Origin of the sequence: Ornithinibacillus scapharcae TW25 (genome assembly GCF_000190475.1) — a bacterium.
GTDB lineage: Bacteria > Bacillota > Bacilli > Bacillales > Amphibacillaceae > Ornithinibacillus > Ornithinibacillus scapharcae.
Genome location: NZ_AEWH01000044.1, coordinates 45,342 through 68,288, shown reverse-complemented (window position 1 = coordinate 68,288; position 22,947 = coordinate 45,342). Strand labels below are relative to the sequence as shown.

Genomic DNA, 22,947 nt, shown 5'->3' with positions numbered 1-22,947 from the left:
CAAGTAGAAAACGCAGATAAAAGTGAAGGAGACTTTCATCTGGTAACTGTAAGAGGGGGACAAGCAACACCAATACAGTTTCTCCTAGCAAAAATTCTACCTCACCATCAAATAATGGATATTAAAGACGTTCGTCCAGAAGGAATATCTGATGATGAATATTTCGAGGCTCAATTACATATGATGGAAAGTTCACAAGAAGCATCAACAGTGGTTGCCTATGAAGCGGCTGAGAAGGATATCACAATTGAGTATAATGGTGTTTACGTTGTAAGTGTTGCACCTGGTTTACCTGCTGATAACATATTAAGAACAGGTGACCGGATTATTGGGATTGATAATCAACAGATAAAAGAATCCAATGATTTGATTTCTTATGTTGAATCGAAAGAGAATGGTGACAAGGTTATGTTAACCATTCTTCGTGACGATAAAGAAATTAAAAAGAAATTATACTCGGAATTATTGATGAGGAAACGAAGCAGATCGGTATTGGAATAACACTTGTAACAGATCGTGATGTTGAGGTAAACCCATCTATAACTTTTTCAAGTGGAAACATTGGTGGTCCTAGTGCAGGGTTAATGTTTTCGTTAGAAATTTATGATCAACTTACAGAAGGGGATCTTACGAAGGGACATCAAATTGCAGGAACTGGTGAGATTGATTACGAAGGTAATGTTGGTAGAATTGGTGGTATTGATAAAAAGGTTGTTGCAGCAGATCGGGAAGGTGTCGAAGTGTTCTTTGCTCCAAATGAAGGTGGCAGAGGAGGAGATTCAAACTATGAAGTGGCCAAAAAGAAAGCGAAAGAAATTGATACAGATATGGTCATAGTTCCGGTCGATACCTTTGACGATGCAATAAAATATCTAAAAGAAGAATTAAAATAAGGTATAGTATGAAGAACCCCCTACTCAATAGTAGTAGGGGGTTCTAAGTGTACGTATCAAAGAATAATTGGACCCTTTAATTCCTGTTCTATTAGCGCATATCTATTTGCTGGAGGAAGAATACTATAATAAGCATTTGTAGCTCTTTCTTCTACTTCTAACATAGGATGCGGATTACGCGTGATTTTTGGATAAAGAGGAACATTAAGTTCTTTTTTTCTTCTATTCAAATAAGCTTTCCCAGTAGTAGTCAGTCCTAATAAACGGATATATGGTACAGAAAAAGAGGACGTCAACGTATAAATGGTATCTTTTTTTGTATTGGTTAATAAGTGAACAAAGATACGTTGGATTCTAGTCCATGTATATCGTTTTGTTTTAATTCGTTCCACCCAATTGTTGAAGGAAGTTGCATCTTTTGCCGTTCTCTTAATCCGATGCTCTAATCCCTCGTCGACACCTTGAATAAGAGATAATTCTTCTGGAGTCATGGTCATGACACGATAATGCAATAGAGGGAAGTAGCGCTCCCAATGATGAAGCGTTGATGCCTTCCGTTCATACGCTACTAACTCTTGTACGGTAGAAGGAGGCATTGTAAACTCTAGTTCAGATATATTCATATGATGTTCGAATAATTGCTTGCGGATACTCGTTGCACTTGCTATCGAACCGTTAATTTCTGTGTCATGATATTCGGAGTTCTTTCTTTTAATTGTGATTGGTTGTATTGGTAATTCATTCTCTAGAATAGTACGCACATAACTAAAACCTAATATATTATTAGGCATGGATAAATCCATATCATTTTGCACTAAACCAATTGAATCATAGGCTAGTTTACTTGCATCTGGAAAAGATTTTCCTTCTTGTAGGGCCATTTTTAACCTTGCTTTATATGTTTCCGAATTTGAGTGATAACTCTCGTAGGCATGAATAAATGGCGTGATAGTACCTGATTCACTTCCAAAGCAAATACTATTCACTCCTAGTTCAAATAAGGTCATGACGGAACCTTTAGCAAATAAATCACTACTTTGTACGGCATATACATAGGGTAACTCTACTACGATATCTATTCCTGCTGACAGTGCTGCCTTTGCTCGGTGAAACTTGTCCATTATTGCTGGTTCACCTCTTTGAAGAAACGAACCGCTCATGACCGCGATGATACAATCAGCACCTGATTCTTGTTTAGCTTGATTAATATGATATGCATGACCATTATGAAACGGATTATATTCAACAATTAAACCACAAGCATCCATTATTACACCCCAACTATTTACAATAATATATTCCTGATATGGTTGATTATAGAAAAAAGCCTTCGGGAATGCTAGTATTAAGGAATAAGATGGTAGAGATATTGAATGTGTAAAGAAAATATATTGACAAAAAGACAATTTCCTTTTAAAATAACTCTTGTTGCCTTGAGGTGAATTAAATGAAATTTACATTAGCACAAATTAAGAAAAATGCTTTTCAAAAGCCTTTTCCATTTTCCGGTGAAGTGGATGTTTCGGAACTTGAGCAGTTGAATAATGATATACGAAAGATTGACCCTGTTTTAGTTGAAGGTACATGTACGATGCAAGGGGAACAGTTCTTCTTTAAATTTACAATAACTGGTCAAATGATTTTACCATGTGCACGTACACTTGTCGATGTTCCGTATTCATTTGAGATTCATGCAGAAGAAATTTTCTCAAGTTCACCTTACTATAATGAGGACGAAGATGCAGAAATTCATCCAATTCATGGAGAAGTGCTTGACTTAATGCCGTATATAAAGGAAAATATTTTATTGGAGGTTCCTTTTCGAGTATTCTCTGATGAAGTAGATCCGGATGTTCTAATTCAAAAAGGGAAAGATTGGGAAGTACTTTCCGAAAAACCAACAGAAGTGAAAATTGATCCACGTTTCAAAAAACTGGAGTCATTATTCAAAGATACCGAGAAAGAAAAATAAGAATCATGTTCAAGTTTTTGCTTTCGTATTTGAAGGAGGTGTAAGTCATGGCAGTACCTAAAAGAAGAACTTCTAAAAAAGTTAAAAGACAACGTCGTACACATTTCAAATTACACGTGCCTGGCATGGTAGAATGCTCAAATTGTGGAGAATTAACTAAGCCACACCATGTATGTAAATCTTGTGGGCAGTATGATGGAAAAGAAGTTGTTAGCAACTAATACAAGACATAATGTAAAAACAGATCACAGCTTAGATGTGATCTGTTTTTTTATACTATAAACAACAGATTCATATGTTTATATATAACATAAGATATGGATAAAACGAATAAGTGTTGATTAATCAAAGGTGAATGGAGGAAATAACATGGAAAATTATATTACATATGAATATATCGCGGAACATCATTATGGCATAATCACTATTAATCGTCCGGAGAAACATAATGCAATCTCTTTAGAAATGACTAAAAGGATCTTGCAATCTATTGAACAGGCAAAAAAAGATCCAATTAAATTTTTAGTTGTCACTGGAACAGGTACTAAAATGTTTTGTTCTGGTGGGGATTTGAATGATTTGCATGGAAATCTTTCCGTTGCTGAAGCGGAGAGTAGTCTATTAAATATGATGGAAGTATTATATGAATTAACCGTGTTCAAAATGCCAACAATTGCACTACTGAATGGTGGGGCAACTGGTGGTGGATGCGAATTAGCTTCAGCATGTGATTTACGGATTGCGAGAGGAAAATCAAAATTTGGCTTTGTTCAAACTAATTTAGGTATCATCCCGGGCTGGGGTGGCGGGGTATTATTAGCCAAATGTGTACATCCTAGTTTTGCAAATCAATGGATTATGGAAGGTGCTATTTTTGAGACAGAATACTTAATTCAAAAAGGATGGATACATCGACAAGTGGCAGAAGATGAGTGGTTAGATAGAGACAAACTATTACAGCCATATTTAACTAAATCTTTTAGTCAAATGCGAATACTAAAAGGTCATTATTTAGAGGAAATAGGTGTGATAGGGTTGAAGCAAAAAATGAAGCGAGAAGTACAGAATTGTGCATCATTATGGGAATCAGAGGAACATAAAAATGCTGTACTAGCATTCTTCAAACGGAGCTAGTTTTTCAGCATTATTTTAGAAAATAATGCTAAAGGGTATTCTATCACTCCTACTTTGTGCATACATTGATAGCAAATAGATAAGGAGTGATGTTATGAATGCAACAAGGCAGGATGCCTGGACCGAAGATGAAGATGTAATATTAGCTCAAACAGTGCTTCGTTATATAGGGGAGGGTAAGACACAGCTTGAAGCTTTCAAGGAAGTAGCGAAACAATTATCTAGAACCTCAGCAGCTTGTGGGTTTAGATGGAATGCTACAATTCGCAAACAATATCAAGATGAAATTCAACGAGCAAAGGAAGAACGGAAACTGGGTGGGAGAAAAGCATTGTGGAATATAGACAAAGTAGAAAATGGGGATGAGAAGGATACGATTGAGTCTGCCATTATGCTATTGGAAAAAATGAAATCAAACTTTGCTGAGCATCAAGATTTAGCCAAAAAAGAACAGGAGAAATTATTAAAAAAATTGGAAGAAGAAAATAAAAAGTTACGTTTACAATTACAACGCTATGAAAACGCTTGGGAAGAAATGGGTAATCTTTGGAAGTGGATTAAGGAAAAGAACTAACGAAAATTTTTGCATTTATAAGTTGGTCAAATAGAAGGTGATGCAGTTGGAAGACTACTAGTCTTTCTATCTGCAATAAAAAGAGACTTCTCAATCTAGTGAGAAGCCTCTTTTTATCGTTTGAAATGGCTTACATTTTATTCGAATGACGTTCACTTACCCCTTCAGGTAACCAAAGTAAAGGATTTTGTCCAAAATCTCTCTCCATTTCGTATGTTGCCTTTTGAAAGCCCATTTTTTCCCAAAAACCTTGAGAGTTAATTCGTGGATTTGTCTTTATAGGAATATTGTATTCTTTCGCAAATTCCACTAGTTTCTTACCGTACCCTTGTCCTTGGTAGTGAGGTAATACTTCAAGTTTCCAAAGTTCCAGATAATCATGACTTGGTTCGAAGTACTGATCATATTTTCTGTTTACCTTGTATAGACTCATTCTCGCCACCAAAGATCCACCATAGTATATACCATAAAAAGGTGATTCACTATCATTCTCTATGATATTTGTCTGTAGGTCTTCTAGCATGGATAACTCTTGATGTCCATACTCTTTAAAACGCTTGAATTCTTCTAATGTTTTATAGTTAATTAGTAGTCTTTCAACTTTCACATCACCCATTTTACCAACCCCCATGTTGTCAGAAAAATTTATCATTTTTGCAATTAATTTTATTATAATATAAATTGGTTTATAAGCAAAAGAAACATTACTTATATATCGACTTTAGGATAAATCAAGTGCAAATTATGCTAATTTTGATACAATGAAAAAGAAACTTGAAAGCTGTAATTGAAGGGGCACGAATTGACATGTTTGAAATTATACTATTTATATTAGCTTTTATGATCACTGTGCCATTCATCGTAACGGTGATACTATTCTATGGATTGAACTATCTTTTCAGGAATCCAGTTATGGCTTTTCATAAGGCTATCAACTGGACTACGATACTGTACATATTATCGGTAAACACGTTGCTTACATATCTCTTTGGAGGTTTTTACATTGGTTATATAGTCGTGTTCTTGCTATGTATACTCACTGTTGTTATTATCATACAGTGGAAGAATCATACGGAAGTCGACATTAGAAAAGCAATAAAGCTTTTATGGAGATTGTCCTTTTTAATATTTTTCTTGTTATATTCCATATTTACGCTGTTTGGTATTGGAAGAAACATCTTTGCTTAACAGACTAAATCAGGAATAATGAAAAAGTATATCCTTTCTTGTACAATACGTATAGACAACATATCGCTAAAGGAGTTCGTAATGAATGCGAATTGAACCAATTCAGGTAAATATAAACAATAAACTAATACAAGATTATCGGCATCACGATAAGACGATTATGAAATACTTTGATTATAATAGTATGGACTTTGAATCACGTGCAAAGGAGTTAAAGTCTCGGAGTTATAAGAGAAAACAACTCGTCGAAGTACTACATAAGTTAAATACTAAATGGGATGCTCCAACATCTACAATAGAAAATATTGAACGATTAATGGATGAGGAGAGTCTCGTGGTCATTGGAGGACAACAGGCAGGGCTTTTGACAGGGCCGTTGTATTCCATTAATAAGGTGATCTCTATCATTCAATTAGCAAAGCAGCAAGAGAAAAAACTAGGTTTTCCGGTTATACCTGTATTTTGGATTGCTGGCGAGGATCATGATTTTGAAGAAATCAATCATGTTTTTATGCATGTTGACCAAAAAATGAAGAAATACAAAGTGAATCAACAAAATCTTGAAAAACGTTCTGTTTCACACGTTGAAATCGAGCAGGAAGCAGTTTCCGATTGGGTTGACTTAGTCATGAAACAGCTTGCGGAGACAAACTTTACGAATGAACTCCGTTATACCATAACACGTTGTTTAAAACAATCGACTACGTATGTGGATTTTTTTGCTAGATTAACCTTCCAGTTATTTCAACATGAGGGACTTGTACTGATTGATTCAGGAGATGAAGCGGTACGGAAACTGGAAAGTGAATACTTTATACGGATGATTGATAAACAAAATGAAATAGGTTTTGGAGTGTACAATACATATAAGGAGTTAACAAGTGAGGGTTACGCTGTTCCATTGGATGTAACACCTGACAATGGCAATCTTTTTTACCATAAAGATTTTGAACGAATTTTATTACATGTCAATGAAGAAGGAAAATGGGTCGGAAAGCAAATGGAAGTAATCTTATCAAAAGATGAACTTTTAAGTACTGCTAAGAATAGACCTGAATTACTTAGTAATAATGTTGTAACTAGACCATTAATGCAGGATTTAATCTTTCCAACTCTAGCTTTTATCGGTGGGCCAGGGGAAATTAGTTATTGGTCAGTTTTGAAATCGGCTTTCCATACGTTAGGGATTAAAATGCCACCAGTTGTACCAAGACTATCTTTCACCTACATAGATAGGAAAATAGAGAAATTATTAGATAAATATGCTATTTCTATCTCGTTAGCCTTGAATGGTGAGATTACCTCTATTCGAGAGAGATGGTTAGAAGATAAGGTTAACCCTTCCATTGAAGAGTCGGTTAGCAACATTAAACAGGTAATTACAGAGGCACACACTCCTCTCCGACAAATAGCGAAGGATATTCGGTCAGATATATACGATCTTTCAAATAAAAATTTAGAACGTATACTTCGAGAGGTCGAGTATTTGAAAAAAAGAATGGTTAAAGCATTGGAAGAACAATATGATAAAGAGCTATCGGAGTTTTATACATTAGAAAACACGTTGTATCCCGGAGGCTTTCAAGAGAGGGTGTGGAACCCAATTCCATTAATAAATGAGTTTGGATTAAGATTCTTATATGAAATTACCTCACAGGATCTTTCGTTTGAAGAAGATCATTTCGTGGTTTATCTATAATCCCCCACTACCTACCACTATTACTATTTACTGTCTCTCTCGAGCGGAGAAAAGAACAGAAACCTTGATTTGATGAGGTTTCTGTTCTTTTCATTCTCAAGGAAGGCGGTATTTTTTTGTCTAATCGAGACTTGTCTAAAGCTGAAGATAACTTTTTTTGAAAATTAGTGGTAGAAAGTGGGGGGATGTGGTAGAATTGGTGTAAGAAAGTGGGGGCGGACTAGATATGTTCATGGGCGAATTTCAACACAACTTTGATACAAAGGGTAGAATTATTGTCCCTTCCAAGTTCCGAGAAGAACTTGGTGAACGGTTTGTTGTTACTCGTGGACTAGATAAATGTCTATTTGCATATCCCATGTCAGAATGGAACATCTTAGAAGAAAAACTCAAAAAACTCCCATTAACTAAAAAAGATGCAAGAGCCTTTACGCGATTTTTCTTCTCAGGAGCAATCGAATGCGAAATAGATAAGCAGGGAAGAATAAATATTCCACAGACTTTAAGGAATTATGCAAGTTTAGATAAAGAGTGTGTGGTAATCGGAGTATCGAATCGAATTGAATTTTGGGCTAGTGAAAATTGGGAAGACTACTTTAATGAGTCTGAGGAATCTTTCGCGGAGATCGCTGAAAATTTAATGGACTTTGATATTTAAATAGAAAATCGCTTAAGTAGGTGTAAACATGTTTGAACATTATACAGTTTTGAAAGATGAATCGATTGTAGGACTAAATATAAAACCAGATGGTATTTATGTAGATTGTACTTTAGGTGGTGGTGGTCACTCAGAAAAGATCGCTTCACAGCTAAATGAAAATGGTTTGTTAATCGCTTTTGACCAAGATACGGATGCAATACTTGCGGCTAAAGAAAGATTAGCACCATACCAAGATAGAGTTCTCTTTATACATAGTAACTTTAGATATCTAGAAGAGGAATTAATCAAACATAATATTACCGGAGTCGATGGCATCTTGTTTGATCTTGGTGTATCTTCCCCACAATTGGACCGAGGGGAAAGAGGCTTTAGTTACCAACATGATGCAAAGTTAGATATGAGGATGAATCAAGAGCAGGAATTAAATGCCTTTGAAATTGTCAATCAATGGTCGTATAATGAATTAGTATCCATTTTTTTCAAATATGGAGAAGAAAAATTTTCTAAACAAATAGCGAGAAAAATTGAAGAATTTCGTAAGACACGACCTATTGAAACTACCTATCAATTAGTCGATATAATCAAAGACGCGATACCAGCGCCTGCTAGAAGAAAAGGTGGACATCCTGCGAAGCGAATCTTTCAAGCGATTCGAATTGCGGTAAATGATGAATTACGAGCTTTTCATGATGCTTTAAACCAAGCTGCGAGGGTAGTAAATATAAAAGGTAGAATTGCCGTTATTACATTTCATTCATTAGAAGATCGAATTTGTAAGCAAGCATTCAAAAAATGGAGTACTCCAAAAGAGACTCCGAAAAATCTGCCGGTAATTCCAAAAGAATATGAAGCGCCATTTAAATCGATAAACAGAAAACCAATTATAGCAACAGAAGATGAATTAGAAGTAAATCGAAGATCAAGGTCTGCCAAATTAAGAATCGTGGAGAAAGTGAAATCTTGGTCTAATGATTTTAATTACGGAGAAGGGTGGAATAAGTAATGGCAGCAAATCACGCACGTAGTTGGGAACAATCCTATACTTCTTATCAACCGCAAGTAGAGAAGAAAGTTATCATTCGTAAAAAGAGTTGGATATCAAAGGGAGAAAAAGTACTGTATTCCTTTGTTGCAATGGTTCTTTTGCTTGCAGGTGTTTATGTGGTTTCTTATTCTTCTTCTATGGACTCATTGAATCGTGATATTCAATCCCTTGAAAGGAAGATCACAACGCAACAAGTTGTGAATGAGGGATTAATGTTTGAAATTAAAGAATTAAGCAGACCGGAGAGAATTACACAATATGCAAAAGAAAATGGATTAACGATACAAGCAGCAGAAGTAAAACAAGCAAATGCTTTTAATCAATAATTCAGGTGATAATGATGAAAAAAAATAAAACAACACATGCCATGGCTGGATTATTAATGGTTATCTTCGTCGTGGCTTTTTTAATTGTAACGGGGAGATTTTTGTTTATTCAAGCATCAGGAGTGGTGGAAGGTGTCTCATTGGATGAATGGGCAGAAGGAGTGCGTACTACTTCCTACAAGCTAGAATCTGAACGTGGTAAAATATACGACAAAAACGGAATGACATTAGCATATGATATGCCTACCTTTCGGATGTATGCGATAGTCGATAAGAAGTTCTCCGAGAACCTCGAAGAGCCACAACATGTGGTGGATCCTGAAGAAACTGCAGAAAAGTTAGCACCTTTGTTAAATGCAGAAAAAGACTATATCCTTAATACAATTACTAACGGCATTGACAACAAGCGATCCCAAGTAGAGTTTGGTTCAATCGGGAAAGGAATTCCCCTTCATACAAAGGACGACATTGAAGATTTAGGTTTGCCTGGTATTAAATTCATTAAGGAAAATATTCGATATTATCCTAATGGAATGTTCGCTTCTCATATTATTGGTTTTGCCAGAGCAACAGAGGAAGAAACCGATGGAGTAGTAGAAAAGAAAATTGAAGGGGTAACTGGTATTGAGCATGAAATGGATAGTTTACTAAAGGGAGTAGACGGTTACATTTCCTATCAGCGAGATATATATAATAATAAATTACTAGATCCGAATGAGATCGTTCGGATGCCTGATAATGGTAATGATGTCTATCTTACAATCGATCAAAAAATACAAACACTATTAGAAGACGTTATGACACAGGTTGACCAGAAATACAATCCGGAAAGAATGACAGCAATAGTCATGAATCCGAAAACAGGAGAAATAGTAGCGATGAGTAATCGTCCAAGCTATAATCCTAATAATCCAGCAAATGTAGAGAATTGGTATAATGATGCGATTTCAACACCATTTGAACCAGGATCAACGGTGAAAATGTTCACTTGGGCTGCTGCTATCGAAACGGGTGTATACAGTGGTGGGGAAGGCTATCAATCAGGAACTTATCGTGTTAGTGAACGTGACAAGCCAATTGGAGATTTTAATTATGGTAAAGGATGGGGAACAATCTCATATGATGAAGGGTTTGCTAGGTCATCTAACGTAGCTGCCGCGAAACTAGTGTGGGAGAAGATGGGCCCTGAAACTTTCTTAGAGTTTCTCCATGCATTTGATTTTGATAAGGCCTCAGGCATTGATTTGCCAGGAGAAGTAACCGGTTCTATTTTGTACAATTGGCCAATCGAGAAGATAACCACTTCATTTGGGCAAGGGAGTACTGCAACTCCTATTCAGATTATGAAAGCAGCAACTGCAATTGCAAATGATGGCAAGATGGTAAAACCATATATTATTGATAGAATAGTTGATCCAGATACTAAAAAAGTAGTTAAAAAGACTGAACCAGAGGTAGTAGGAGAACCAATTTCTGCATCTACTGCAGAAAAGGTCAGAGAGTTACTGGTTTCTGCAGTAGAGTCGGAGCATGCAACTGGAAGTCGGTATAAACTAGAGGATTATACTGTAGGAGGCAAATCTGGTACAGCACAAATCCCAAATCCAAATGGTGGTGGCTATTTATACGGTCATGAAAACTATGTGTTTTCTTTCTTGGGAATGGCACCTGCTGATGATCCAGAGTTAATGATGTATGTTTCTGTAAAACAGCCAACCCTAGAATTTGAGACTGGTATCGAACCAGGTTCAGCACCTGTATCGTTTATATTTAATAATGTAATGGAGAATGCTCTTCATTATTTAAATATAGAACCTGACCATGGAGATATTGCAAGTATTGAAGCGTATGAGATTCCTAATCTAGTAGGGAAATCCACCTCCGTAGTGAAAGAACAGCTAACAAAAGCGGGCTTACAATACAGTATTGTAGGTAGTGGTTCTAAAGTTGTGAAAGTAAGTGTCGAAGAAGGTACGAAGGTATTACCGAACGAAAGGGTGATTGTTATAACAGACAGTCCAACTATGCCAAATATTATTGGTTGGTCCTTACGAGATGTATGGAAACTGAGTGATATGGTTGGTCTAGATATAGAAGCTATCGGTAATGGCTTTGTCATTACACAGAGTATTGAAGAAGGAAGAGAGATTGATGCAGGTGATTACTTAGGTGTAGAGTTAAAAACACCAGTAGAAATGCTAGAATCAACTGCTGACACGACTCAGTCGGAGGACGAAGAGGATTCCGTTGACCAGTTTGAATAGTTAGCTTTTTTTATGAAAAACAGTGTTCTAATCATTTTTTTTTAACATATAGTTGATACAAGCCTATCTATGTGAAGGAGATGGATGATGAAACGAGTATCAACTGTAACAGTTAGAAAACGATTAGTCGCTGTTTTTCTTATTGGTTTAATTATTTTTGGTATTATCGACCTTCGTTTAGGATATGTTCAATTTGTATTAGGGGATCAATTAATGGAAAAAGCGGACGAGTCCTGGAGTAGAAATATTTCGTTTCAACCAGAGCGAGGTCACATTCTAGATGTGAACGGGGAAATTCTTGCAGAAAATGTAACAGCCCCCTCCGTAGTCGTTGTACCAAGACAAATTGACAATCCGGAGGAAACAGCAAAAAAACTTGCTGAAATATTGGACATGTCTACAGAGAAAGCATATGAATATGTAACGAAGTCAGCGATGTCTGTAAATCTACACCCAGAGGGTAGAAAGATATCTGCAGACCAAGAGAAAGCAATTCGAACATTGAATCTAGAAGGGGTGTATTTAGCAAAGGATTCCATAAGACATTATCCATTTGGGGACGATCTCTCCCATGTATTAGGGTTTGCTGGGATTGATAACCAAGGTTTGATGGGGTTAGAGCTATATTATGATGATCTGTTAAATGGTGAAAAAGGAAGTCTCTCCTTTTATTCGGATGCCAAGGGAAAAAGACTTAATCAACTAGCAGATGTTTATACAGCTCCAAAGGATGGCTATGACTTAGTAACAACAATTGATTCAAGAATACAAACGATAATGGAAAGGGAATTGGACTTAGCACAGGCAAAGTATAATCCGGATGGAGCAATGGCTATTGCGGTAGACCCAGATACAGGCGGTATTCTTGCGATGACCTCACGTCCTAATTTCAACCCTGAGAATTATCAAGAGGTTGATCCGGCGATCTATAACCGAAATCTTCCAATATGGAGTACATATGAACCCGGTTCAACTTTTAAGATTATTACACTAGCAGCTGCACTGGAGGAAGATGTTGTAGATTTACATGAAGATGAATTTCATGATCATGGACATGTTGAAGTGGGAGGAGCGAGACTTCGTTGCTGGAAGCCCGGAGGGCATGGCTCTCAAACATTCTTAGAAGTGGTCCAGAATTCTTGTAACCCTGGTTTTGTCCACCTTGGGGAAGAATTAGGGAAAGAAAAACTATTTAGCTATATTAAGGAATTTGGCTTCGGAAAAGAGACCGGTATTGACCTTCAAGGAGAAGGATCAGGTATTTTATTTAAACCAGAAAATGTAGGGCCAGTCGAATTGGCTACCACTGCTTTTGGACAAGGGGTTTCTGTTACGCCAATACAACAAGTGATGGCTGTTTCAGCAGCCATTAACGGAGGGTATCTATACGAACCATATATAGCGAAAGAGTGGGTTGATCCTCAAACACAGAAGATGGTCTCTAAGACAGAGCCTAAAGTGAAAAATAGAGTGATATCTGAAAAAACTTCTAAAGAAATACGTAATGCTTTAGAAAGCGTTGTGGCAAAAGGTACCGGTAGGCCTGCATATGTGGAGGGGTATCGTGTTGGTGGGAAAACAGGTACTGCTCAGAAAGTAGGACCTAATGGCGGATACTTGGAGAATAACCATATTGTATCATTTATTGGGTTTGCACCTGCAGATGATCCAGAAATTGTCGTTTACGTAGCAGTAGATAATCCAAAGGGTGTCAGACAGTTTGGGGGAACAGTTGCCGCACCGATTGTTGGTAGTATTATCCGGGACAGTCTACCTGTAATGGGGGTTAAGACTAGAGAAGATGGTCTAGAGAAAGAGTATTTATGGCCGGAACAGCCGTTGATTGAAGTACCTGATTTAGTAGGAGTTGAAAAGAACGAGCTTATGCAGATGATGACAGATTTAACGGTCGAATCAAGTGGTGATGGAGAAATAATTATTGATCAAGACCCGGTTGCAGGTACGAAAGTTGAGCCTGGATCGACAATCAGAATATTTCTTTCAAAAGAAAAGAAATCATCTAAAAATAATGAAGAGTAAACTTTTCTATTACTAAATATCTAAATCATAATTTGTTAAATAAAATCGTTCAGAATACCCTTTCTTTTTGATATAATAAATTGGATATGATGACATTTAAGAGGGTAGTCTACCCTCTTAAATGTGCATGAAAGAGAGAATAGTATGTTGGAGAGAGGAAGATGTCTATATGAAATTCAAAGAAATCTTTTCTTTTCATCCATTTACTAATCAGTTCTCTAAACTTTACGATCTAGAAATTAATGCGATAAAAATGGATTCTAGGGAGATTGAAAAAGGAGATATCTTTGTTTGTATTAACGGATTCACAGTCGATGGGCATGATTATGTAGATGAGGCAGTCCATAATGGAGCGGTATTAGTAGTAGCTGAAAAAGAGATGGAAGCACAAGTGCCAGTAATAGTGGTTCCGGATTCGGTTCGATTTTTAGCCATGGCTGCTGCAAGTTTCTACAATTATCCTTCAAATGATATACCATTAATTGGTGTTACTGGTACCAATGGAAAGACTACTGTTACATATTTGCTAGAGAATATATTTCTTCATTTTGGAAGGACCACTGGAGTAATTGGAACCATCCAGATGAAGATTGGAAATAAAGTATTTCCAATCGATAATACAACTCCAGATGCGTTATTTTTGCAGCAGACTTTCCGGAAAATGATAGATTCCAGGGTAGAGCAAGTCATCATGGAAGTGTCCTCTCATGCACTTGACCAGGGAAGAGTGTATGGCTGTGATTTCGATATAGCGATTTTTACCAATCTAACACAGGATCATTTGGATTACCATGATTCCATGGATGATTATTTGCGTGCAAAAAGTTTGTTATTTGCACAATTAGGTAATCAGTATCATAAGGATAATAGGAAATTTGCCATTATCAATCAAGATGATCCGGTTAGTCAGAAGCTCATGCGTTCGACTGCCCAAAATGTTGTAACTTATGGGATGCATAAAGATTCGATGGTTAGAGCGAAGTCTATAAGACTGACACCAACGGGAACTTACTTTCTATTATGTACACCTAATGGAAATACTGCTATTAATAGTAAATTAATTGGTAAATTTAATGTTTCTAATATGTTAGCAGCAGCTGCTGCGGCTATATCGTATGGTATTCCTTTGTCCGTTATTAAAGAAGCGTTGGAGTCCATTTCTGGCATAAACGGTCGATTCGAATTAGTCCAACACCATCATCCTTTTTCGGTCATTGTTGACTATGCCCATACACCTGATTCTTTGGAAAATGTTCTTACGACTATTCGTGATTTTGCAAAAGGAAAGGTATATGTTGTGGTTGGGTGTGGGGGTGATAGGGATCGTACTAAGAGACCATTAATGGCTAAAATTGCTGTACAGTATTCAGATGTTGCGATCTTCACTTCCGATAATCCTCGAACAGAGGACCCTAAAATCATTTTAGAAGATATGATTGATGGATTATCTCAAGAAGATGAAATGTTTGAAGTGATCATTGATCGAAAAGCAGCTATCCATCATGCTATTCAACAAGCATCAGAAGATGATATTATTCTAATTGCGGGTAAAGGACACGAAACCTATCAACAAATCGGTCATAGAAAGTACCATTTTGATGATCGGGAAGTGGCTCTCGAAGCTTTATTCCTTTTATAACGCGAAATTGTTTATCATTAAAAAGAATAATTTGACAAGATGATATACACATAACGAGGTTTTACTTCAAGTTAAGGAGAATTAAGATGTTATTTACAGTAGAATGGCTATCAACTATTTTTCCTCGTGTAACAGGGAATGTGGAAAATGCTATACAGATCAAAACATACATGACAGATAGTAGATTAAAGACAGAGGATTCATTATTTATCCCTATAGTAGGGGAAAACTTTGATGGACATGACTTTTTAATGCAGGCTTATGAAAATGGTGCAATCGCTACACTTTGGCAAGATAACAAAGTGCTACCGGAGGCGTTGCCAAAAGACTTTATCGTATTCTCTGTAAAGGATACGACTAAAGCACTCCAACATCTTGCAGGTTGTTATCGAGATGAAATTAAACCAATTGTTATTGGTGTAACAGGTTCGAACGGTAAAACAACAACCAAAGATATTGTAGCAACGATCGCTAAAGAGAAATATAAAACGCACTATACAGATGGAAATCTAAATAATGAATTTGGCTTACCATTCACAATCCTATCCATGAGCAAAGATACAGAAGTCTTGGTCTTGGAAATGGGCATGAGTAGCTTTGGTGAGATTGAATTATTATCAAATATTGCAAAGCCAGATTATGCTATTATCACGAATATAGGGGAATCCCATATTGAATATTTAGGTTCACGTGAAGGTATTGCAAAGGCAAAACTAGAAATTACAAGTGGAATGGATCAAAATGGTAAACTAATTATTGATGGAGATGAAATCTTATTATCGCATGTTCATCAGCAAGAAAACGTAGTTAGGGTTGGATTTGGAGAGGACAATGACTTTATTGTATCTGAAATAGAACTCAAGCAAAATGCAACTGTTTTTAAGGGGTCTGACCATTCTACCTATACGATTCCGGTATTAGGATCGCATAATGCCAAGAATGCAGCTTATGGGATTGTATTAGGTCGATTATTGGGTATTGATTCAGAAAGTATCAAGCATGCACTCGAACACTTGAAGTTAACCGGAATGCGTTTTGAAACACTCACTGGTAAAAATGATGTCTCCATTATTAATGATGCCTACAATGCATCACCGACTTCCATGATGGCTGCCATACAGGTTGTACAACAAATGAGTGGATTTGTGAACAAAGTAGCGGTTCTGGGGGATATTTATGAACTAGGGGAAAAGTCCAGAGAGTTACATGAAGTCGTAGCAGAAGTCATGAATGATTCCATCACACACCTATACACTGTAGGGGAAGACTCAATTGTTATTTCAAATGCAATGAAGAACAAATATCCTACAGTAGTAGTTAAACATTTTACAGAGAAAGCTCAATTACTTGAAACGCTACAAAATCATTTGAATAAAGAAACACTCATACTCTTTAAAGCTTCTCGTGGTATGAAACTGGAATCTGTTATCAATGAAATTAAGTAGTATAAAGTTATTAGGGTTGGACGGTTGGCATTTAAGGAGGAAATTACGTTGAATATTTTAGTATTAATCATAACAATAGCAATCGCTTTTCTGATTACCGTCCTTTTGTCCCCGATTTTTATTCCGTTTTTAAGACGTTTAAAGTTCGGACAAAGCATAAGGGAAGAGGGACCGAAGTCTCATATGAAGAAAAAGGGTACTCCTACTATGGGGGGTATCATGATTGTATTAAGTATTACGATCACATCTATCATTATGGCTTTACGTTACGGTGATGGAGAAGTTGGTTATGAATTAGGACTATTACTATTTGTATTACTTGGCTATGGTTTATTAGGATTTTTGGATGATTATATTAAAGTTGCTTTGAAACGAAATTTAGGTTTGACCTCTAAACAAAAAATGTTAGGTCAATTAGTAATCGCTATTATTTTCTATTTCATTTTAAAGAAACAAGGGTTTCCAACATATATTCAAATACCAGGAACTGATATTCAATGGGATCTTGGAATTGGATATGCTTTATTAATTGTATTTATGCTCGTTGGTGCATCTAACGCTGTGAATTTAACGGATGGCTTGGATGGCTTATTGGCAGGCACGGCTGCGATTGCATTTGGCGCATTTGGAATATTAGCTTGGTACGGTGATCCCCAAATTGATATATCTATTTTCTCACTTGCTGTTGTTGGTGCACTATTAGGATTTTTGGTCTTTAATGCTCATCCTGCAAAGGTATTTATGGGGGACACTGGTTCACTTGCACTAGGCGGAGCAATTGCTGCAGTTGCGATTCTAGCAAAATTAGAGATATTACTAGTCATTATCGGTGGAGTATTTGTTATGGAAACTTTATCGGTAATAATTCAGGTCATTTCATTTAAAACTACCGGGAAAAGGGTGTTTAAAATGAGTCCATTACATCATCATTATGAGTTAGTAGGCTGGTCAGAATGGCGTGTAGTAACAACGTTCTGGACTATGGGACTTGTTTTTGCTGCTCTGGGTATTTACATCGAGGTGTGGTTAGGTTGAAAAAATTGATTGATTTTCCTTATTCCCATGTACTAGTTTTAGGACTTGCTAAAAGTGGCACTGCAGCTGCAAAAGTGCTGTTAGAAAGTGGAATTAAGGTTCGGATAAATGATTTAAAAGCTTCAGAACAGGATGAGTCAGTTATCTCATTACAGTCACTCGGTGCTGAGGTGATTACGGGTGGGCATCCGTTATCGGTTCTGGATGGTATTGAATTGATTGTAAAAAATCCTGGTATTTCATATGAAAATGTCTTGTTAAAGGAAGCGATGGACCGAGATATCCCAATTATTACTGAAATTGAGCTTGCGGGTAATTTGGCGGAAGGAACGATAGTAGGGATAACTGGTTCGAATGGGAAGACAACGACCACAACTTTAGTTTATGAAATGCTAAGACATAGTGGAGAAAAAGTAAAATTAGCAGGTAATATTGGTATCGTTGCAACTGAGGTAGCTAGAGAGTTACCTACTGATGCGAAAATGGTGCTGGAACTTTCGTCGTTTCAACTTATGGGTATTCAATCATTTAGACCTAAAGTAGCAGTACTTCTTAATCTGTTTGAAGCCCATTTGGATTACCATAAAACATTTTCTAATTACATGTCGGCAAAGGGTGCTATATTTCAAAATCAATTGCAGGATGATTATCTAGTGTATAATGCTGATGATCCGAATGTTGTAACGTTAACAGCTGAGGCGAAATCAGTAAAGGTACCGTTTTCTGTTAAAAACAAACAAGAAAATGGAGCATGGACGGATCATGTCCATGTCTACTTTAAAGAAGAGAAAATTATTGCAATTGAAGACATTGTACTGGTCGGAACGCATAATTTAGAGAACATACTGGCAGCAATCAGTGCGGCAAAACTAAGTGGTGCTACTAATGAAGGTATCCAAGAAGTGTTAACAAGTTTTGCGGGAGTTACCCATCGATTGCAATTCGTTACGCAAATCCATGAACGGTTCATTTATAATGATTCCAAAGCTACAAATATACTAGCAACACAAAAAGCACTATCTTCATTTAGCAAACCTACCATACTATTGGCAGGTGGGCTGGATAGAGGAAATGAATTTGATGAATTAATACCTTATTTTACAAATGTTAAAGCAGTAGTAGTTTTTGGTCAAACTGCTGAAAAAATTAGAAATACCGCACTAAAGGCAGGAATACATACTATCGTATCTGCCTCCGATGTGCAGGACGCAGCTCAGAAGGCATATGCTATATCGGAAAAAGGAGATGTTATCCTATTATCTCCTGCATGTGCTAGCTGGGATCAATATCGAACATTTGAAGAAAGAGGAGACATGTTTATGCAAGCCGTGCATACAATTAAGTAGGGGCTTGTACCGTGTCTTGATTTTTAATAGTGTAACGCCCCTAATTCGATGCTAGAGTAAGGGGTGTTTTTTTGTTTAGTAAGCGAATATCCATCAAGGACAAGCCCGATTATTTTCTCCTCACACTGATTTTATTGTTATTAGGGATCGGAGTAATGATGGTATACAGTTCTTCTTATATTTGGGCTGAATATAAATATGCTGATTCATTGTATTTTCTAAAGAGGCAGTTGCTTTTCGCTGGTGTTGGAGTAGCGGGTATGATTTTCTTTATGTATATTCCATATAGTAACTGGGCTAAATATGCGAAGGTTATTTTGCTCATTTGCTTTGCCCTTCTTTTGTTAGTGCTTATACCAGGAGTAGGATTAACCCGAGGTGGAGCACAGAGTTGGATTGGAGTAGGGGCTTTTAGTATCCAACCATCAGAATTTATGAAGCTCGGTTTAATTATTTTTTTATCTGTTTTCTTATCGACTAACCAAAAGTATATTACTTCTTTTAAAAAAGGCTTCTTTCCTGCTCTAATCCTAGTATTTACAGCCTTTGGATTAATTATGTTGCAACCTGACCTTGGTACAGGAATGGTACTTGTTCTAACCTGCATGATCATGATTTTTGTTTCTGGAGCTAGAATATCACATTTTGTTGGATTAGGAGTACTAGGACTAATCGGATTTGCATTACTGATTATCTCGGCTCCTTATCGTATCAGTAGAATAACTGCTTTTCTTAATCCATGGGAGGACCCTTTAGGTGACGGATTTCAAATCATTCAGTCATTATATGCAATTGGGCCAGGAGGTCTAATGGGAGTGGGACTAGGGAATAGCTTGCAAAAGTATTTTTATTTGCCGGAACCGCAGACCGATTTTATCTTCGCTATTCTAGGGGAGGAACTAGGTTTTATAGGTGGTTCGATTTTGTTGATATTGTTTGTGTTACTCTTCTGGCGTGGTGTAAGAGTTGCGATAGAAGCACCGGATGCATTCGGAAGGTTTTTGGCCTTGGGTATTGTATCTATGCTTACGGTTCAAGTAATGATTAATATTAGTGTTGTTATTGGGCTAATACCAGTAACAGGAATTACACTCCCCTTTCTTAGTTATGGGGGATCCTCTCTAACACTTACGTTGTGTTCGGTAGGGATCTTATTAAATATTAGTAGAAGTGCTAAGTTATAATTCGTTAAATTTGGTAAAATTTTATCATAAAACTATTGAATGTGTACTATATGTTTTCTAGTGTCTTATGTTATAATCAAAATAACTCAGTTAAAACGGCATCTGGTATGCCGTTTTCATGTGTTAAAAATTCAAAAAGGAAAGAATAGGGATGAGCAAAGAAAAAATTGTTTCCATAGAGGATCGAATTCCTAAGTTGAAACAAGCACGTAAAAAGAAGGCGAATCGACGCCTCGTATTTTACTTATCTATTTTTTTCTTCCTAATATCTATCATTGTGTATCTTCAATCACCTCTTAGCCATGTTAAATCTATTGTTGTTACTGGTAATTCCTATTATGAGGATCAAGAGGTAATCAAACAAAGTGGTATCGGTCGCGAAACGAATATGTGGACGATTGATAAAGAAGTAATTGTCCAAGTTCTAGAAGAAAATCCGTTGATTGATAGTGTAACAATTGAAACTAAGTTTCCTAGGACTGTTGAGATTCATTTGATAGAACATGAACGTATTGGATACATAAAAAAGGATAATGTCTACTATCCGATTCTAGGTAATGGAGAGCTGCTTTCTGGTAGTAAAAAGGATATATATCCTGGGGATGCTCCACTATTATTAAACTTCTCAGAAAAAGATAGACTGATTGAAATGTCCGAAGAGTTAAGTAAGCTTCCTACCAATATTCTAAATCTTATTTCTGAGATTCACTGGGCACCGAGCGATAGAAGTAAAAATGAAATAATACTTTATATGGCGGACGGCTTTATGGTGAAGTCCTCTATTCGAGATTTTTCAGAAAAAATGACGGTTTACCCTTCTATTGCGGCCCAATTAGAATCAGGTAGTGAGGGTATCATACACATTGGGGTAGGGGCATTTTTTGAACCGTTTAAACAACAAGAAATGTCGGAGGAAGAAATTATTACAAACGCTGTAGAGTAAGACAGTCATAAAATGTTTGAATTTACGGAACTATTCTAGTAAATTCAAACTTATTTTATCAATAAATAAATAGTTTTATAGAAATAACTATTATTTATTTCTTTTTTAAGGAAAATCCTTTAAAATAAGTGATTATAGTATTGTTTAACTAAAAATAGTATAGTACACCGCATCAAGAAAAGGTTATTTTTGATGCTTCTGGAAATTAGGAGGTGCCTTTGTTGAACAACAATGACATACTTGTCAGTCTTGATATAGGTACAACGAAAATAAAAGTAATTATTGGTGAAGTTTTAAATGATTCTTTGAACATTATAGGTGTAGGCACTGCGAAATCAAATGGTATGAAAAAAGGTGCTATCGTAGACATTGATCAGACTGTTCACTCCATTAGAAATGCCGTAGAACAAGCAGAACGAATGGTAGGAATGCAGATTGATAGTGTAGTGGTAGGAATCAGTGGTAACCATATACAATTACAACCATGTCATGGCGTAGTAGCAGTACAAAGCGAAAATCGAGAAATAACAAATGAGGACGTAAAACGCGTAATTGATGGCGCACAAGTGATATCGATACCTCCTGAAAGAGAAATCATCGATGTAATACCGAAACAATTTATTGTGGATGGTCTTGATGAAATTACCGACCCAAGAGGGATGATTGGTGTCCGCTTAGAAATGGAAGGTACAATTATTACCTGCTCTAAAACAGTACTACATAACATCTTAAAATGTGTAGAACGTGCTAATTTAAAAGTAGCGGATATCGTTCTTCAACCACTTGCAGCAGGAACTGTGGCTCTATCAAAAGATGAAAAAAATCTTGGAGTAGCGTTAATTGATGTTGGTGGAGGTTGCTCGACTGTTTCCATTTTTGAAAACGACCACATCATTTCAACTAGTGTTGTTGCACTTGGTGGCGATAACATTACGAAGGATTTATCTATTGGCTTGCGTACTACGACAGAGGAAGCGGAAGATATAAAGCTGAATCATGGACATGCTTTTTATGATGATGCGCAAGAAGATGAAGTCTTTGAGGCTTCCATTATTGGTAGTAATGCGAAACAAACCTTTAACCAGCTTCAAATTGCAGATATGATTGAAGCAAGATTAGAAGAAATTTATGCATTTGCTGAAAGAGAAATCCGCAGAATGGGCTATCAACAATTACCGGGTGGTTATGTACTAACAGGTGGAACAATGAAAATGCCAGGCGCTCTAGAATTAGCTAGTGATGTGTTTAGGTCAAATGTTCGAATTGCAATACCTGACTATATTGGTGTTCGAGAAGCACAATTCACTGCAGGTGTTGGAATTTTGCAATTTGCCTACCATAATGCAAAAATTCAAGGAAAAGAATTATTCCCGGCAATTACGCATGGTTATGAAGAACCGAAGGCAAAAAAAGTTAAAAAACAACCGACAAAAACAAACACTGTTAATGAAAATAATAAAAAAGAGTCTGGAATTGCTAATTTATTTAAGTATTTCTTCGATTAATCAGCGTTCCCACAGGAAAATTAGCTTCTAGAAATCTTGTAATTTGCATATTAG

22 protein-coding genes are annotated in these 22,947 nt (G+C 36.5%); 20 read left to right on the top strand and 2 right to left on the bottom strand.

Going from position 1 to position 22,947, the window contains the following annotated elements:
* The coding region (locus tag G5W_RS24685; RefSeq protein ID WP_337445664.1) for a PDZ domain-containing protein at positions 1-501 on the top strand (501 nt) is incomplete at its 5' end.
* Complete coding sequence (locus tag G5W_RS24680) at positions 450-893, top strand: S16 family serine protease (RefSeq protein ID WP_337445666.1); 444 nt, start codon at positions 450-452, stop codon at positions 891-893. The genes G5W_RS24685 and G5W_RS24680, both read left to right, overlap by 52 nt.
* 56 nt (positions 894-949) lie before the next feature.
* On the opposite strand, the gene G5W_RS0111450 is transcribed toward G5W_RS24680, so the two are convergent.
* Positions 950-2,161 (bottom strand): nucleotidyltransferase, encoded by a 1,212-nt coding sequence (locus G5W_RS0111450; RefSeq protein WP_010096805.1) that lies wholly within the window; start codon positions 2,159-2,161, stop codon positions 950-952.
* A 179-nt stretch (positions 2,162-2,340) separates the two neighbouring features.
* On the opposite strand from G5W_RS0111450, the gene G5W_RS0111445 reads away from it, so the two are divergent.
* From G5W_RS0111445 to G5W_RS0111430, 4 genes are all read left to right on the top strand, one after another.
* The gene (locus G5W_RS0111445) at positions 2,341-2,865 is read left to right on the top strand and encodes a YceD family protein (RefSeq protein WP_010096804.1); all 525 of its coding nucleotides are present in this window, start codon (positions 2,341-2,343) and stop codon (positions 2,863-2,865) included.
* A 47-nt stretch (positions 2,866-2,912) separates the two neighbouring features.
* Positions 2,913-3,086: a 50S ribosomal protein L32 gene (gene rpmF / locus G5W_RS0111440; protein ID WP_010096803.1), complete on the top strand. Its 174-nt coding sequence runs from the start codon at positions 2,913-2,915 to the stop codon at positions 3,084-3,086.
* A gap of 148 nt (positions 3,087-3,234) precedes the next feature.
* The gene (locus G5W_RS0111435) at positions 3,235-3,999 is read left to right on the top strand and encodes an enoyl-CoA hydratase/isomerase family protein (protein WP_010096802.1); all 765 of its coding nucleotides are present in this window, start codon (positions 3,235-3,237) and stop codon (positions 3,997-3,999) included.
* 94 nt (positions 4,000-4,093) lie between these two features.
* Complete coding sequence (locus G5W_RS0111430; RefSeq protein WP_010096801.1) at positions 4,094-4,573, top strand: RsfA family transcriptional regulator; 480 nt, start codon at positions 4,094-4,096, stop codon at positions 4,571-4,573.
* A 130-nt stretch (positions 4,574-4,703) separates the two neighbouring features.
* Here G5W_RS0111430 and G5W_RS0111425 read toward each other — a convergent pair whose 3' ends face one another.
* Entirely contained in the window at positions 4,704-5,189 is a 486-nt protein-coding gene (locus G5W_RS0111425; RefSeq protein ID WP_010096800.1) for an N-acetyltransferase, read from the bottom strand.
* 191 nt (positions 5,190-5,380) lie between these two features.
* Between G5W_RS0111425 and G5W_RS0111420 the strand changes: the two genes are divergently transcribed.
* The 14 genes from G5W_RS0111420 to ftsA all read left to right on the top strand — a co-directional run bounded on the left by G5W_RS0111420 (position 5,381) and on the right by ftsA (position 22,893).
* A complete protein-coding gene (locus tag G5W_RS0111420) occupies positions 5,381-5,761 on the top strand; it encodes a DUF3397 domain-containing protein (RefSeq protein ID WP_010096798.1) in 381 nt (126 codons plus the stop codon).
* Between the two features lie 85 nt (positions 5,762-5,846).
* Positions 5,847-7,460, top strand: a complete 1,614-nt coding sequence (bshC, locus tag G5W_RS0111415; RefSeq protein ID WP_010096796.1) for a bacillithiol biosynthesis cysteine-adding enzyme BshC — start codon at positions 5,847-5,849, stop codon at positions 7,458-7,460.
* A 226-nt stretch (positions 7,461-7,686) separates the two neighbouring features.
* Positions 7,687-8,118 carry a division/cell wall cluster transcriptional repressor MraZ gene (gene mraZ, locus G5W_RS0111410; RefSeq protein WP_010096794.1) on the top strand — a complete coding sequence of 144 codons (432 nt, stop codon included), beginning with the start codon at positions 7,687-7,689 and terminating at the stop codon, positions 8,116-8,118.
* Between the two features lie 28 nt (positions 8,119-8,146).
* A complete protein-coding gene (gene rsmH / locus G5W_RS0111405) occupies positions 8,147-9,124 on the top strand; it encodes a 16S rRNA (cytosine(1402)-N(4))-methyltransferase RsmH (RefSeq protein ID WP_010096792.1) in 978 nt (325 codons plus the stop codon).
* Complete coding sequence (gene ftsL, locus G5W_RS0111400) at positions 9,124-9,492, top strand: cell division protein FtsL (protein WP_010096790.1); 369 nt, start codon at positions 9,124-9,126, stop codon at positions 9,490-9,492. Before rsmH ends, ftsL begins: the two co-directional genes overlap by 1 nt.
* 14 nt (positions 9,493-9,506) lie before the next feature.
* Complete coding sequence (locus G5W_RS0111395) at positions 9,507-11,756, top strand: penicillin-binding protein (RefSeq protein WP_010096788.1); 2,250 nt, start codon at positions 9,507-9,509, stop codon at positions 11,754-11,756.
* 87 nt (positions 11,757-11,843) lie between these two features.
* The gene (locus G5W_RS0111390; protein ID WP_010096787.1) at positions 11,844-13,796 is read left to right on the top strand and encodes a stage V sporulation protein D; all 1,953 of its coding nucleotides are present in this window, start codon (positions 11,844-11,846) and stop codon (positions 13,794-13,796) included.
* 169 nt (positions 13,797-13,965) lie between these two features.
* Positions 13,966-15,435 (top strand): UDP-N-acetylmuramoyl-L-alanyl-D-glutamate--2,6-diaminopimelate ligase, encoded by a 1,470-nt coding sequence (locus G5W_RS0111385; RefSeq protein ID WP_010096786.1) that lies wholly within the window; start codon positions 13,966-13,968, stop codon positions 15,433-15,435.
* 86 nt (positions 15,436-15,521) lie between these two features.
* Positions 15,522-16,880 carry a UDP-N-acetylmuramoyl-tripeptide--D-alanyl-D-alanine ligase gene (locus G5W_RS0111380; RefSeq protein WP_010096785.1) on the top strand — a complete coding sequence of 453 codons (1,359 nt, stop codon included), beginning with the start codon at positions 15,522-15,524 and terminating at the stop codon, positions 16,878-16,880.
* Positions 16,881-16,928: 48 nt separating this feature from the next.
* Positions 16,929-17,915 (top strand): phospho-N-acetylmuramoyl-pentapeptide-transferase, encoded by a 987-nt coding sequence (gene mraY / locus G5W_RS0111375; protein WP_010096784.1) that lies wholly within the window; start codon positions 16,929-16,931, stop codon positions 17,913-17,915.
* On the top strand, positions 17,912-19,261 hold the full coding sequence (murD, locus tag G5W_RS0111370; protein WP_010096782.1) for a UDP-N-acetylmuramoyl-L-alanine--D-glutamate ligase: 1,350 nt from the start codon (positions 17,912-17,914) through the stop codon (positions 19,259-19,261). The genes mraY and murD overlap by 4 nt, the downstream gene beginning before the upstream one ends.
* 71 nt (positions 19,262-19,332) lie before the next feature.
* Complete coding sequence (spoVE, locus tag G5W_RS0111365) at positions 19,333-20,445, top strand: stage V sporulation protein E (RefSeq protein WP_029191101.1); 1,113 nt, start codon at positions 19,333-19,335, stop codon at positions 20,443-20,445.
* Between the two features lie 151 nt (positions 20,446-20,596).
* On the top strand, positions 20,597-21,388 hold the full coding sequence (locus tag G5W_RS0111360; protein WP_010096778.1) for a cell division protein FtsQ/DivIB: 792 nt from the start codon (positions 20,597-20,599) through the stop codon (positions 21,386-21,388).
* Positions 21,389-21,609: 221 nt separating this feature from the next.
* Positions 21,610-22,893, top strand: a complete 1,284-nt coding sequence (gene ftsA / locus G5W_RS0111355; protein WP_010096776.1) for a cell division protein FtsA — start codon at positions 21,610-21,612, stop codon at positions 22,891-22,893.
* Positions 22,894-22,947: the final 54 nt, after the last annotated feature.